We start from the raw sequence: 11,009 nt of genomic DNA, 5'->3' as shown, positions 1-11,009 counted from the left end.
GCGGTGCCACGAAGGGCCGGGCGGTCTCACCCCCATGCGAGAGTAGCGGAACGCCGCCCGGGACATCGTCAGGCATTTCTTCCGAACCCCGGCCATTTGGTCGGGGTTCACTCGTTTGGGGCCTCCCCTGGAGAGCAGCGGAAGGCCGCCCCGGATCTCGTCAGGCATTTATCCCGGAAACCCCCGTTGGCACAGGCCAGCGGGGGGGTTTTTCATGGGGGATGGCGCATCGTTTGCCTGTGAGCGGGGCCTGTGCTTTAGTAAAGGCGTACATGGAGTGAGCACTTACCTCAAAGGAGAGAGAACCGATGCGTAGTGAAAGGCTCAAGAAGCTGGCGCTGTTGCTGGTGATTGTAATGACCGCCCTCGGCGTCGTTGCCTGCGACAACGATGAAGGGCCGGCCGAAGAGGCGGGGGAGTCCGTGGATAACGCCATGGATGAGGCCGGCGACACTATGGAAGAAGCGGGTGAGGATATTCAGGATGCTGCCGAGGAGGCTCAGAACTGAAGCTCGCCATTGGAGGCTTGGAATTACTAAAAGGCCGGGCATTTTGCCCGGCCTTTTGCATGCTCGCATTTATGGTTAGGCATCACCGATATGGTACATGCGCGTTGGTATCAGACGCTGGGATTCTGTTCGATGCCCTGCACGTACCAAGGTGCTTCATCACGTAGTTCACGGATCAGGTGCCACGTCTCGTTGAATTCGGTCTGCTCGCCGTTTTCATCGAGGATGCCGTGGAAAAGGACACTGGCTTCGGCTTGTTGTCCGATTTCCCTGACATCTCCCAGTTCGGCGAAAAGACGCACGACTTCTGTACGGTTATTCGCGGGTTGCTGCGCACGCTCTTCACGTAGCAGGTTATAGAGTGTCGGCGTGACGTACTCTTGAATCCGTGCCAGGTCATTATTGTCCCAGGCGCGCTGGAGCGTCATGAAGTGCTCTTTCGCGCCGCCTAGAAAGCGTTCTTTGTCGAACCACTCGGGGGTGGAGCGGTTGTGTGGCATGGAGGTACCAGCGGTGGAGAAAGGCGGCGATTGGTGAGTCGCCTCTTGATGTGGTTGACGCGACGAGTGCTGTGGTCCCTGGCTGGTCGCCATGCGTCGAGCTCTCAACAAGCGGAACGCGAACCAGGCAATCAGCGCGACCAGCAGGATATCGAAGAAGCGGATGCCGTCGAAGGCGCCACCGAAGAACAGCGACGCCAGCAACCCCCCAGCGAGCAGGCCGGCAAAGGGACCGGCGAAACGCGATAATCCTGCGCTGGGCTGGCGTTGAGGGGTGGCGGTATTCGTGCGACTCGTGGCGGCGGGGCTATCCGCAGAGCGCGAATAACTGCCAAAGCTCTTGCCACCGCCGAGCCGTCTGGCGTCGGCATGGTCGACTGCCAAGCCAACGCCAAGCAAACCGACTACCAGCATTACGAAAAGGTTGCGCATGCGCATCTCCCGCAGAATGAGAAGGGGGTGAAACCGGAGTCTCGATTCTAGCGGGGATTCAGCGTTGAAGATATCTGTATTGCGAGGCACCGAGGCAATGCCGGCCATCCACGCGCTCAGGCAGTGGCCGCTTCCCTTTCACTGCGTGTGAAAACCCATGTATCGCCGTCAGACAAACTGCTATTGAAGCGGTAGCCGCCGACGTCGAAGCGTTTCAAGTCCTCGGGGGCGTCGACACGTTCGCGAATCATCCAGGCGGCCATCAGGCCCCGCGCTTTCTTGGCATAAAAGCTGATGATCTTGAATTGACCGTTCTTCTCATCCTTGAAGACCGGCGTGATGACCCGGCACGTCAAGCGTTTGGCATCGATGGCCTTGAAGTACTCGTTGGAGGCGAGGTTGACCAGCACTGGCGAGCCACTTTGCTCTACGGCTTGGGAAAGGTCCCGAGTGAGCCGCTCTCGCCAGAAGGCATAGAGGTCCTTGCCGGCCGGATTGGCCAACTTGGTGCCCATCTCTAGACGATAGGGCTGAATCAGATCGAGAGGGCGCAAGAGTCCGTATAGTCCCGAGAGAATGCGCAGACGACGCTGTGCTTCCTGGTTGTCCTGCTCACTGAACGAGGGCGCATCCAGTCCCATGTAGACGTCGCCCTGAAAGGCCTGCGCGGCGGGCTTGGCATTCTCCGGCGAGAATGGTGGGGCCCATTCGGCGAAGCGCGCGGCATTGAGTCCTGCCAGCTTGTCACTGATGCCCATCAATTCGGAAAGCCGTTGGGGCGAATAATCGCGCAGTATCTCGATCAATTCGGCGCTTTGCTCAAGGTACTCGGGTTGAGAATAGGTCGGGGTCGTCGGCGGTGTCTCGAAATCCAACGTCTTGGCGGGTGAAATGACACTTAGCATGCACAGTCCTCGCGTTCGGGATCGAAAGATTCGTTGTCGTCAGTATAACAAGTGCGTAAGAGAGCGCCGATGAAGGTGTGCCTATCATGATGATAGGCACGCTACTGGCATCAGGGGCAGGGGTTGGGATGCTGCTGGTGCACGGCTTCGATGGCCTCGAGGACACTGTCGTCCAACGTCAGGTCCTCGCTGGCGAGGTTGGCGTCGAGCTGCTCGAGCGTGGTGGCGCCGATGATATTGCTGGTCAAGAACGAGCGTGAGTTCACGTAGGCCAGGGCCATCTGGGCGGGATCCAGTCCGTGTTCGCGGGCGATCCCGACGTAGGCGCGAACCGCTTGCTCGGCGAGTTCGGACGTATAGCGCTTGAAGCGCTCGAACAAGGTCAATCGACCCTGGGGCGGACGGGCACCATCGAGGTATTTGCCGGTGAGCGCGCCGAAGGCCAAGGGCGAGTAAGCCAGAAGGCCGACGTCTTCGCGATGGGCGATCTCGGCGAGCCCGACCTCGAAGCTGCGATTGAGCAGGTTGTAAGGGTTCTGCACGCTGGCCACACGCGGCACGTCCAATGAGTCGGCGAGGCGCAGGCTCTGCATCACGCCCCAGGGCGTCTCATTGGAAAGGCCGATGGCGCGAACCTTGCCGGCATCGACGAGTTCCTTCAAGGCCATGAGCGTTTCCGCCAACGGCGTTGCCTCTTCGTCCGCATCGTGTCGATAGCCCAACTTGCCGAAGAAATTGGCGCTACGATCGGGCCAGTGGAGTTGGTAAAGGTCGATGTAGTCAGTGTTGAGGCGAGTCAGGCTGTCATTGACGGCACGCTGCAAATGCTCAGGGGTCAAACGCGGACCGCCGCGTATGTGCTCGAGGCCGGGACCGGCCGCCTTGGTGGCGATGACCAGATCGTCGCGTTTGCCACGTGCCTTGAGCCAGCTGCCGATATAGGCCTCGGTACGCCCCTGAGTCTCGCCCTTGGGCGGGACGGGATACATCTCGGCGGTATCGATGAAGTTGATGCCTGCAGCAGTGGCACGATCGAGTTGTGCATGAGCATCGGCTTCGGTGTTCTGTTCGCCGAAGGTCATGGTGCCTAGGCACAAGCGGCTGACGTTAATGCCGGTTTGGCCGAGGGGGCGTGTCTGCATCAGGGGCTCCGTTTGGGTGTCGAAAAAGAGATGGAAACGGCATGGTAGCGGTGCCGCGTGCGAGCGGCAAACGGGGGTTGAGTCCCTCTGAGGGTAGGCGTATGCTTGGCGCCCCGTTGCCGGGGATCAAGACATTGAGCGCTATGTCAGGCAACGGTGGCAATGCTTTATCCGGGGTGTTGGCGCGTGCAGGGAGAGCTCGAGCCGACGCAATCGTTTACGTACCTACTCGGTCACGACGACTTCAGGGTCGATGGTTATGCAACAGGTATCCTCTCTGCGGATTCGGCTCGAATACCGTCTCGCAGCTCAACTGTTACATGCCCGCTGGATGACACGCTCTCCCGGCAAGCATCGTCTGACGATGCGGCTTTTTCAGCGCTGTGCCGAAGCCGGCCATACCGCCGCGCTTTCGTTCTATGGCCATATGTTGTTTCATCGTGGCAACTCTCCGCAGGACAAGGCCAAGGGGGCGCGCTATGTGTTTCAGGCCGCTTACGCGGGCGATGTGCATGCGCAGTACCAAGCGGGTCGTATTTACGAGTTCGGCTGCGCGCAATACGCACGTCGTGAAGAAAAAGCCGTGACCTGGTACGCGCGTGCTGCCGAAGCTGGCCACGGTCTGGCCGCCGAGCGTATGGCCGAGGCTTACCGGCATGCCCATCTGGGGCTTCCCGTCGATTCCCGACGTGCTGAGCAATGGGCGGCGCTTGCCGAACGTGCGCAGCGCAGCGATGCGGGCGGGCCGGTTGCATCACTGACGCATTGAGTAGTGTCATGGGGGCTCGCATCGTGCTCCCCGTTCACGTAGTCTGACTGGCGTGGCCCTGGTGGACAGCGTGGGCGACACCCCGTTCGTGATATCGCTTTGAAGAGGAATGCCGCCACGTGTTGCCGATACTGCTCGATATCGAAGCGTCCGGTTTCGGGCGTGGCAGCTATCCTATAGAAGTGGGCATCGCGCGGGCCGATGGCAGTACCTGCGCCTTTTTGGTCCAACCGCTGGAAGAGTGGACCCACTGGGATCCCAAGGCTGAACTCTTGCATGGCATTTCGCGTGGCCGACTGCATCGCGAGGGTTACCCCGTGATTGAAGTCGCGCGCTGGCTCAACGATGAACTGGCGTTCGATGGCATCGCCTACAGCGATAGCTGGGGATACGACAACACCTGGCTGTCGCTATTGTTCCATCACGCAGGTATGTTACCGCGCTTTCGTCTCGAGGCACTGCGTCGTCTTTTGAATGAATCGCAACTCGAGCGTTGGGGGGCGATGAAAGAGGTCATCATTCGCGAGCGCGGCATTCATCGTCACCGAGCCGGGGATGATGCCCGCTTGTTGCAGTTGACTTATCAGCGTACGCGTGATGCCGCAGGGTCCGCCTAGCCCTCCCTGTAGCGTCTTCTAGACGGCTGTCCAATGCTCCTCCACCGATCGCCTTTACCCTTCTTCGCTGACGCTCAATGGCACCTTGACGGCGCTTTGAGGCGTCGCAGCGCGCGCTCACGAGGTCGTCTGTGGTGCGTGCTGCGCTGCCGACAAGCAGTCGAGCAAGTGATCGGGATCGGCGGCGGCGACGAGGCTGGCGCGTGTCTCGGGATTGAGGAAGCCGTGCGCGACGGTGTGATCGAGGAACTCCAATAAGGGGCGATAGAAGCCGCTGACGTCGAGTACGCCGATAGGCTTGTCGTGAAGCCCCAGATATTGCCAGGTCCACGTCTCGAATAGCTCTTCCAGGGTGCCGATGCCTCCGGGCAAGGCGATGAAGGCATCGGCGTTCTCGGCCATGGCGGCTTTGCGCGCATGCATATCGTCGACACGCAGCAGGTGTGTCAGCCCCTCGTGGGCCAATTCGCGCTCGACCAGATGGTGGGGAATGACGCCGATGACCTCGCCGCCTTCGCGCAAGGCGGCGTCGGCCACGGCGCCCATCAAGCCGACGCGGGCGCCACCGTAGACCAGCCCCCAGCCACGTTGCGCGATGCATCGACCCAGCGCCTCGGCGGCATGACGAAAGCCGGCATCGCAGCCTTCACGCGACCCCATGTAGATACAGATGCGCACGATTCCTCCTTGCCGTTTCGTTCGATTGGCCTCGCTTTCTGTGTGGCGCGATGGCCGGCCAAGTGTCGTGGACCGCTAACGCAGACAGGCGAGCACATCGTACTCGGCATCCATCCAACGGCCGATGGCATTGTCGCCGCATAGGTGATGAGCATATTGCGTATGCAGGCAGCGCACCTGATCCCAGTTGGCGATGCCGCCGATGCCACGTTGCGTGAAGACGTCACGATAGCCTTGGCGGTCGACGATGTCGCGTTCCGCGTCGCTCATGGCCTGCCAGCGCTGCGCCACGTAATCCTCGTGGCTGTGTCGGTACGCGGCCATGAAGTCGGCCTCTTCCTGAAGGCGTGACTCGAGTGCTTTGATAACGCCCTGGGCTTCGATGCGCGAGATGGCGACCTTCAAATGATCGGAGCACAGCCAGAAATGTGTCGGGAATGGTTTGTCGTCGACGATGGCATGCATGCGCAACACCAGCGGTGTGCCGTCTTGCGTGGCCGCAGCCACGGTCTTGATGCCACGCGGCGCACGGCCCAGTTGTTGAGTAATGAGGGCCAGTTGGCGCTCGTCGGGCGCCGTTTCAGGGCGAATCACCATCGCGGGGGTCCAGTACGAATTTCGGCGAGTGGGCCACGGCCCGAAAGAATGCCGTATTGAGCTGCGCAGGCGTCGGCACGTAGTGCCATTCACGCTCGCAGTAGTCACGTGCGCGTGCCAGCAGGGCGTCATACAGGCGGTTGAAGGGAGCATCATAATCGTAGGGGTCGGCGCCGGGCAACTTCAGGTGAGGATAGTCGGCGAAGCGTGCCACGAAGAAACGCTCCAGCGCCTGCTCGATCCTGCGGTGGCGGGGCTTGTCGTCGGGCGTGAGCCATAGGTCGTAGCGAATCACCATGCGAGTCTCCCGCCTGTCGAAGATGTTTCATGTCCGCGCGAGCGGGGCCGTGGTCGCCTCGAGCAAGTCGATCAATGCCGTCGGCGCCAGACCTATTTCCAGGCCACGTCGTCCGCCACTGACGTGGAGCGATGCTAAGGCAAGGGCGCTGTCGTCGATGAAGGTGGGCAGGCGCTTGCGCTGTCCTAGCGGGCTGATGCCGCCCACGACATAACCCGTGGTGCGCTCGGCCAGAGCGGGGTCGGCCATCCTGGCCTTGCGCGCCCCGGCGGCCTTGGCGAGCCCCTTGAGGTCGAGCGTGGCCATGACGGGCACCAGGGCGACGACGAGGCGCCCGTCATCGAGTTGGGCGAGCAAGGTCTTGAACACGCTCTCCGGTGCGAGTCCCAACGCCGTCACGGCTTCCTCGCCATAGGCGGTGACCTGGGCGTCGTGCGTGTATTGCAGCACTTGGTGCGGGATGTCGTCACGCTCCAGCAGGCGAATGGCGGGGGTCATGCGGAGGCGGGCTCCTCGTCGATCAGGTGCTTGGCGAGCGCGTCACGAAGGTCGCCGGTCAACGCCACCGCCGAGCCCTCGGTGTGGTCGTAATGCACCAGCACCACATGGCCACGGGCGCCCAGGCGACCTTCCTGCCAGGCGTCCTGGGCGACGGTAAAAGCGCTGTTGCCGAGTCGCGAAAGCCAGGTGCGGATCTCGACATCCTGACCATAGAATAGCTCGGCACTGAACTCGACTTCCAGCTTGGCCATGATCAATGGCCACTTGCGGGGATCCAGATCGGGCACGAACAAACGGAACAGGTCGTTGCGAGCGAGCTCGAACCAGGCCGGCAAGCGCGTGTTATTGATGTGCCCGAGGGCATCGGTGTCATAGAAAGCCGGTTCCACGCGGCGTGTGAACATGTCATTTCCCCGAGTCGTTGCCATCGAAAAAGGTGCTTTGCAAGCTAATCATCGGCTGGTGGGGGGATGTGGTCAAGGTGGCTCTGCGTCGTGCTCAGATAAGACGCAAGGCGTCCTGGTCGACCCAGGCGGCGTCCAGTGCCTCGGCTAGCGGTTCCCGCAAGTGGTCCGGTAGCGCCGCGCGGGCGTCGTCGAGGGACTGAAAATCACGGTTGCGCAGCCAGCAGTAGGCCCAGGCACAGGCTTCCTCGTCGTCATCGGGGATCGGGCGTGCCGGCATCTGCACCAGCAGGAAAACAGCCGTGCGTGCCGCCCACAGAGGTGGTTGGCAGTGGCTGCTCCATTCACGCAGACAGTGTCCATCGGGCTCGGCTTGGGGTTCGCCGAGCCCGGCCAGGCGCGACGTATCGGCGAGAATCATCGCCAGACGATCGGGGGCGGCCTGGCCCAGCATCAGCCAGCGCCTCACCAGGCGCGGGGTGCCCCGCATGGCCTTGGCATAGAACGAGGTTTCAGGCATGTTCGAGAGTCTTCCGTTCGAGTCGATGGGTCTTAGCATGTCATATGATTTTGCCACGCCGCTGGATCGGCGACAGTATCCTTCCCAGAAATGGCAGCGTTATGCCGACGATGTGCTGCCGCTATGGGTCGCGGACATGGATTTCGTGTCGCCCCCGGCGGTCGTCTCGGCGCTCGAAGAACGCGTGTCCCATGGTGTCTTCGGTTATGGCAGGTTGACCGATACCCTGCGCGAGACGCTCTGTGCGTGGAGCGCCGATCACTATGGCTGGTCGATCGCGCCTGACTGGCAGGTATGGATCCCCGGCGTGGTGCCGGCGCTGCATCTGGCCGCTCAGGCCTTCTGCAGTCCTGGCCAGGCGGTGATGACGGCGACGCCGATCTATCCGCCATTTCTGCGTGTGGCCGAACGCAGTGGGCGCATTGCCGAGCGCGTGATGCTGGCCGAACCCGAGACGCCGGGGGCGCCTTGGCGCCTCGATCTCGAAGCGCTGGAAGCGGCGATCACGCCGCAGACACGGCTGTTGTTATGGTGCCATCCGCACAATCCCACGGGACGCGTCTGGGACCAGCACGAACTGCACGCTCTGGGCGAGCTCGCCGAGCGCCACGATCTGTTGATCGTCTCCGACGAGCTGCATTGCGACCTGATACTCGATGCGACGCGCCAGCACTGCCCGTTAGCGTCTTTATCGCCGGCCCTGGCCCAACGCACGATCACGCTCTGGGCACCGTCCAAGACGTTCAATATCGCCGGGCTGTCCAGTGCCTGTGCGGTGATTCCCGATCCTGAGCTAAGGCAGCGTTTTCGCGAGGCGGCAGACGGGTTGCTGCCGGAGGTCAATATCCTGGGGCTGACCGCCTCGCAGGCGGCGTATGCGCATGGTGAGGCTTGGCGGCGCGAATTGCTGGCGACGCTTGATACGAATCTGCAGAGACTGCGCGATCAGGTATCCCGGTGGCCTGGGGTGACGATGTCGGCGCCTGAGGCGACTTATCTGGCGTGGCTCGATATGCGCGAGGCGGGGCTCGGCGTATCGCCGCAGCAAACCCTGCTGGACTCGACGCGCGTCGCGTTGTCCGACGGTGCCGATTTCGGATGCCCGGGATTTGCGCGATTGAATTTTGGCACGCCCACCCCTGTGCTCGAAGAGGCGCTGGAACGTCTCGATGCACGGCTGCGCCCTGCCGGGTAGCCCTGCTCAGGGGCGTGCGGTGAACGGGGGATATCCTGGCGCAAGATATCCCCCGGCGAGTAACCGCTCAGTAGAGTAGTGCGAACATCTTGCGGCGGTAGGCGACCGTCAGCGGGTGGTCGGCGCCGAGGGCATCGAAGACACGCAGCAAGGTCTTGCGAGCCACGTCGTCAGCGTAGGCGCGGTCCGCTTTCATCAAGGCGAGTAGCGCATCGAGGCCGGCTTCGTATTGGCCGTCGGCGACCTGACGCAGGGCACGTTTGAATTGCGCTTCACTGTCGTCGCGTTCCCCCAGTGCGGCCAACTCCTCGGCGTCAGGCGCTTCTTCCCCGAACTCAATGCGCGCGCGAACGCCACGGGCCTTGGGGGTGTCGCGATGTTCCGGCGGCAGATTGTCGAGCAGCCCCCGGGCATCGGTCGGGTTGCCGTCCGCGAGTAGTGCGCCGGCGAGCTCGATCTGATAGTCGTAATGCTCGGGCCACTCCTTGACCAGCGTCTCGTAGATGTCGCGTGCCGTCGCGGCATCACCGGCTTCGAGGGCCTGCTGGGCCTGCTCCTCGGGTGTCGCTTCGGCAGCTTCGGGCGCCTTGAGATACTGCGATAACCATTCGCGAATCTGCGATTCGGGCAGCGCTCCCTGGAACTGATCGTAAAGCTGGCCTTGCACGATCAGCTTGACATCGGGCACCGAACGGATACCCAGTTGCGTGGCGATTTCCTGATTGTCCTCGATGTTGAGCTTGGCCAGGGTGAAGGCGCCGCCATATTCGCGGGCCAGCTTCTCGAGTACCGGCATGAGATTCTTGCACGGCTCGCACCAGGGCGCCCAACTGTCAAGCAGCACCGGGCCCTGCATCGAGCCCTCGAGCACGACCTGCTGGAAGTTGGACATATCGACATCGACGATGAACTGAGAGGCGTCCTGATGGCCGGCGTTGGCCTGAGACGCGTTGGCGCTGGTGTCTGCGTCCTGGGACGGCGTGAGGGGTTCGCCGGTACGCGGGTCGATGATCGGCATGGCAGTGGCCTTTCGATAGTATGGTGTGAACATGAAGCGTGGAAACGCTCTTCAGCTGCCATCGTTATGCGGGTCACGAGGCGTGGATTCAAGCCCCGGCGCCGGCGGAAGGTGGCGTACTATCTTTTTCTAGAGGCGGTGGTATGCATCGAATGATCAAGACAGGCCTAGGGGTGACGGTGAGTTTGCTGATCGTGCTCGCCCTGCTGCTGGCCGGTCCGGCCTATATGCTGGCGAGTCAGCGTATCGAGCTGGGTGGCGTCTGGTCGCGGGCGGACCGTTCGTCGGCGGAACTGGCGCCCGCGCCGCGTGCCCATCCCCAGGCCCTGGTGCAGGTATACGCGGCCCGCGCTTTCGATTGGCGAGGTGCGTTCGGTGTGCATACCTGGATCGCTACCAAGCCAGCCGGTGCGAGGCATTACCAGGTCCACCAGGTCCTCGGTTGGCGGCGGCCCACGGTCTCGTCGCGTCCCGATGTACCCGATCGCGCCTGGTATGGTAGCGCGCCGACCCTGATTGCCGAAGTAAGTGGTGACGCGGCCGCGCGGGCGATTCCCGAGATCCGCGATGCCGTGGCGGCCTATCCGGCGACCGATCGCTACCGCGTGTGGCCGGGTCCCAATAGCAATACCTTCGTGGCCTGGGTGGTGCGGCGTGTGCCGGAGTTGCAGGTCGATTTTCCACCGACCGCTGTCGGCAAGGATTACCTGCTGGACGCCCTCGTGGCCGAGGCGCCTAGCGGGACCGGTTATCAAGTATCGCTGGGCGGCGGACTGTTCGGGTTGACCGTGGCGTATGACGAAGGTGTCGAGTGGCACCTGCTGGGGCTGACGCTGGGCGTGGATATCACGCGGCCGGCGCTCAAGTTGCCGGGGATCGGTCGCTTGGGCATGGCTGCTCTCGACACGGAGGGAGGGCGGTAAC

15 protein-coding genes are annotated in these 11,009 nt (G+C 62.3%); 5 read left to right on the top strand and 10 right to left on the bottom strand.

What is annotated here, in order from left to right:
* The first annotated feature begins 308 nt into the window (after positions 1-308).
* Complete coding sequence (locus C8E00_RS14230; protein ID WP_133698183.1) at positions 309-509, top strand: hypothetical protein; 201 nt, start codon at positions 309-311, stop codon at positions 507-509.
* 110 nt (positions 510-619) lie between these two features.
* Here C8E00_RS14230 and C8E00_RS14225 read toward each other — a convergent pair whose 3' ends face one another.
* From C8E00_RS14225 to C8E00_RS14215, 3 genes are all read right to left on the bottom strand, one after another.
* Positions 620-1,441, bottom strand: a complete 822-nt coding sequence (locus C8E00_RS14225; protein ID WP_133698182.1) for a Tim44 domain-containing protein — start codon at positions 1,439-1,441, stop codon at positions 620-622.
* A 116-nt stretch (positions 1,442-1,557) separates the two neighbouring features.
* Positions 1,558-2,346 (bottom strand): peroxide stress protein YaaA, encoded by a 789-nt coding sequence (gene yaaA, locus C8E00_RS14220; protein ID WP_133698181.1) that lies wholly within the window; start codon positions 2,344-2,346, stop codon positions 1,558-1,560.
* Positions 2,347-2,456: 110 nt separating this feature from the next.
* On the bottom strand, positions 2,457-3,488 hold the full coding sequence (locus tag C8E00_RS14215; RefSeq protein ID WP_133698180.1) for an NADP(H)-dependent aldo-keto reductase: 1,032 nt from the start codon (positions 3,486-3,488) through the stop codon (positions 2,457-2,459).
* Between the two features lie 259 nt (positions 3,489-3,747).
* Here C8E00_RS14215 and C8E00_RS14210 point away from each other — a divergent pair, with 259 nt between their 5' ends.
* Both C8E00_RS14210 and C8E00_RS14205 read left to right on the top strand, forming a co-directional pair.
* Positions 3,748-4,257: a tetratricopeptide repeat protein gene (locus C8E00_RS14210; RefSeq protein ID WP_133698179.1), complete on the top strand. Its 510-nt coding sequence runs from the start codon at positions 3,748-3,750 to the stop codon at positions 4,255-4,257.
* 119 nt (positions 4,258-4,376) lie between these two features.
* Entirely contained in the window at positions 4,377-4,874 is a 498-nt protein-coding gene (locus C8E00_RS14205) for a hypothetical protein (RefSeq protein WP_133698178.1), read from the top strand.
* A 117-nt stretch (positions 4,875-4,991) separates the two neighbouring features.
* Here C8E00_RS14205 and C8E00_RS14200 read toward each other — a convergent pair whose 3' ends face one another.
* The 6 genes from C8E00_RS14200 to C8E00_RS14175 form a co-directional block, all read right to left on the bottom strand.
* On the bottom strand, positions 4,992-5,555 hold the full coding sequence (locus C8E00_RS14200; RefSeq protein ID WP_133698177.1) for an LOG family protein: 564 nt from the start codon (positions 5,553-5,555) through the stop codon (positions 4,992-4,994).
* A gap of 72 nt (positions 5,556-5,627) precedes the next feature.
* The gene (locus C8E00_RS14195; RefSeq protein WP_133698176.1) at positions 5,628-6,149 is read right to left on the bottom strand and encodes a DUF501 domain-containing protein; all 522 of its coding nucleotides are present in this window, start codon (positions 6,147-6,149) and stop codon (positions 5,628-5,630) included.
* A complete protein-coding gene (locus C8E00_RS14190) occupies positions 6,133-6,447 on the bottom strand; it encodes a hypothetical protein (RefSeq protein ID WP_133698175.1) in 315 nt (104 codons plus the stop codon). The genes C8E00_RS14195 and C8E00_RS14190 overlap by 17 nt, the downstream gene beginning before the upstream one ends.
* Positions 6,448-6,474: 27 nt before the next feature.
* Entirely contained in the window at positions 6,475-6,945 is a 471-nt protein-coding gene (gene ybaK, locus C8E00_RS14185; RefSeq protein ID WP_133698174.1) for a Cys-tRNA(Pro) deacylase, read from the bottom strand.
* Positions 6,942-7,352, bottom strand: a complete 411-nt coding sequence (locus C8E00_RS14180; RefSeq protein ID WP_133698173.1) for an acyl-CoA thioesterase — start codon at positions 7,350-7,352, stop codon at positions 6,942-6,944. The genes ybaK and C8E00_RS14180 overlap by 4 nt, the downstream gene beginning before the upstream one ends.
* A gap of 94 nt (positions 7,353-7,446) precedes the next feature.
* Positions 7,447-7,872, bottom strand: coding sequence for a hypothetical protein (locus tag C8E00_RS14175; RefSeq protein ID WP_133698172.1), 426 nt, complete (start codon positions 7,870-7,872; stop codon positions 7,447-7,449).
* A 37-nt stretch (positions 7,873-7,909) separates the two neighbouring features.
* On the opposite strand from C8E00_RS14175, the gene C8E00_RS14170 reads away from it, so the two are divergent.
* Positions 7,910-9,067 carry a MalY/PatB family protein gene (locus C8E00_RS14170; RefSeq protein ID WP_133698171.1) on the top strand — a complete coding sequence of 386 codons (1,158 nt, stop codon included), beginning with the start codon at positions 7,910-7,912 and terminating at the stop codon, positions 9,065-9,067.
* Between the two features lie 67 nt (positions 9,068-9,134).
* On the opposite strand, the gene C8E00_RS14165 is transcribed toward C8E00_RS14170, so the two are convergent.
* A complete protein-coding gene (locus C8E00_RS14165) occupies positions 9,135-10,085 on the bottom strand; it encodes a thioredoxin family protein (RefSeq protein ID WP_133698170.1) in 951 nt (316 codons plus the stop codon).
* 143 nt (positions 10,086-10,228) lie between these two features.
* Here C8E00_RS14165 and C8E00_RS14160 point away from each other — a divergent pair, with 143 nt between their 5' ends.
* Positions 10,229-11,008: a DUF3750 domain-containing protein gene (locus tag C8E00_RS14160; RefSeq protein WP_133698169.1), complete on the top strand. Its 780-nt coding sequence runs from the start codon at positions 10,229-10,231 to the stop codon at positions 11,006-11,008.
* Position 11,009: the final 1 nt, after the last annotated feature.

The sequence above is a fragment of the Chromohalobacter marismortui genome (assembly GCF_004364315.1).
In the GTDB taxonomy this organism is placed as follows: domain Bacteria; phylum Pseudomonadota; class Gammaproteobacteria; order Pseudomonadales; family Halomonadaceae; genus Chromohalobacter; species Chromohalobacter marismortui.
This window is presented reverse-complemented; position numbering and strand designations above follow the sequence as displayed.

Coding starts and splice junctions, on each gene's coding strand:
- C8E00_RS14170 (WP_133698171.1), top strand. CDS start 7,910: ATGTCATATGATTTTGCCACGCCGCTGGATCGGCGACAGTATCCTTCC.
- C8E00_RS14215 (WP_133698180.1), bottom strand. CDS start 3,488: ATGCAGACACGCCCCCTCGGCCAAACCGGCATTAACGTCAGCCGCTTG.
- C8E00_RS14180 (WP_133698173.1), bottom strand. CDS start 7,352: ATGTTCACACGCCGCGTGGAACCGGCTTTCTATGACACCGATGCCCTC.
- C8E00_RS14175 (WP_133698172.1), bottom strand. CDS start 7,872: ATGCCTGAAACCTCGTTCTATGCCAAGGCCATGCGGGGCACCCCGCGC.
- C8E00_RS14165 (WP_133698170.1), bottom strand. CDS start 10,085: ATGCCGATCATCGACCCGCGTACCGGCGAACCCCTCACGCCGTCCCAG.
- C8E00_RS14225 (WP_133698182.1), bottom strand. CDS start 1,441: ATGCGCAACCTTTTCGTAATGCTGGTAGTCGGTTTGCTTGGCGTTGGC.
- ybaK (WP_133698174.1), bottom strand. CDS start 6,945: ATGACCCCCGCCATTCGCCTGCTGGAGCGTGACGACATCCCGCACCAA.
- C8E00_RS14195 (WP_133698176.1), bottom strand. CDS start 6,149: ATGGTGATTCGCCCTGAAACGGCGCCCGACGAGCGCCAACTGGCCCTC.
- C8E00_RS14210 (WP_133698179.1), top strand. CDS start 3,748: ATGCAACAGGTATCCTCTCTGCGGATTCGGCTCGAATACCGTCTCGCA.
- C8E00_RS14190 (WP_133698175.1), bottom strand. CDS start 6,447: ATGGTGATTCGCTACGACCTATGGCTCACGCCCGACGACAAGCCCCGC.
- C8E00_RS14230 (WP_133698183.1), top strand. CDS start 309: ATGCGTAGTGAAAGGCTCAAGAAGCTGGCGCTGTTGCTGGTGATTGTA.
- yaaA (WP_133698181.1), bottom strand. CDS start 2,346: ATGCTAAGTGTCATTTCACCCGCCAAGACGTTGGATTTCGAGACACCG.
- C8E00_RS14160 (WP_133698169.1), top strand. CDS start 10,229: ATGCATCGAATGATCAAGACAGGCCTAGGGGTGACGGTGAGTTTGCTG.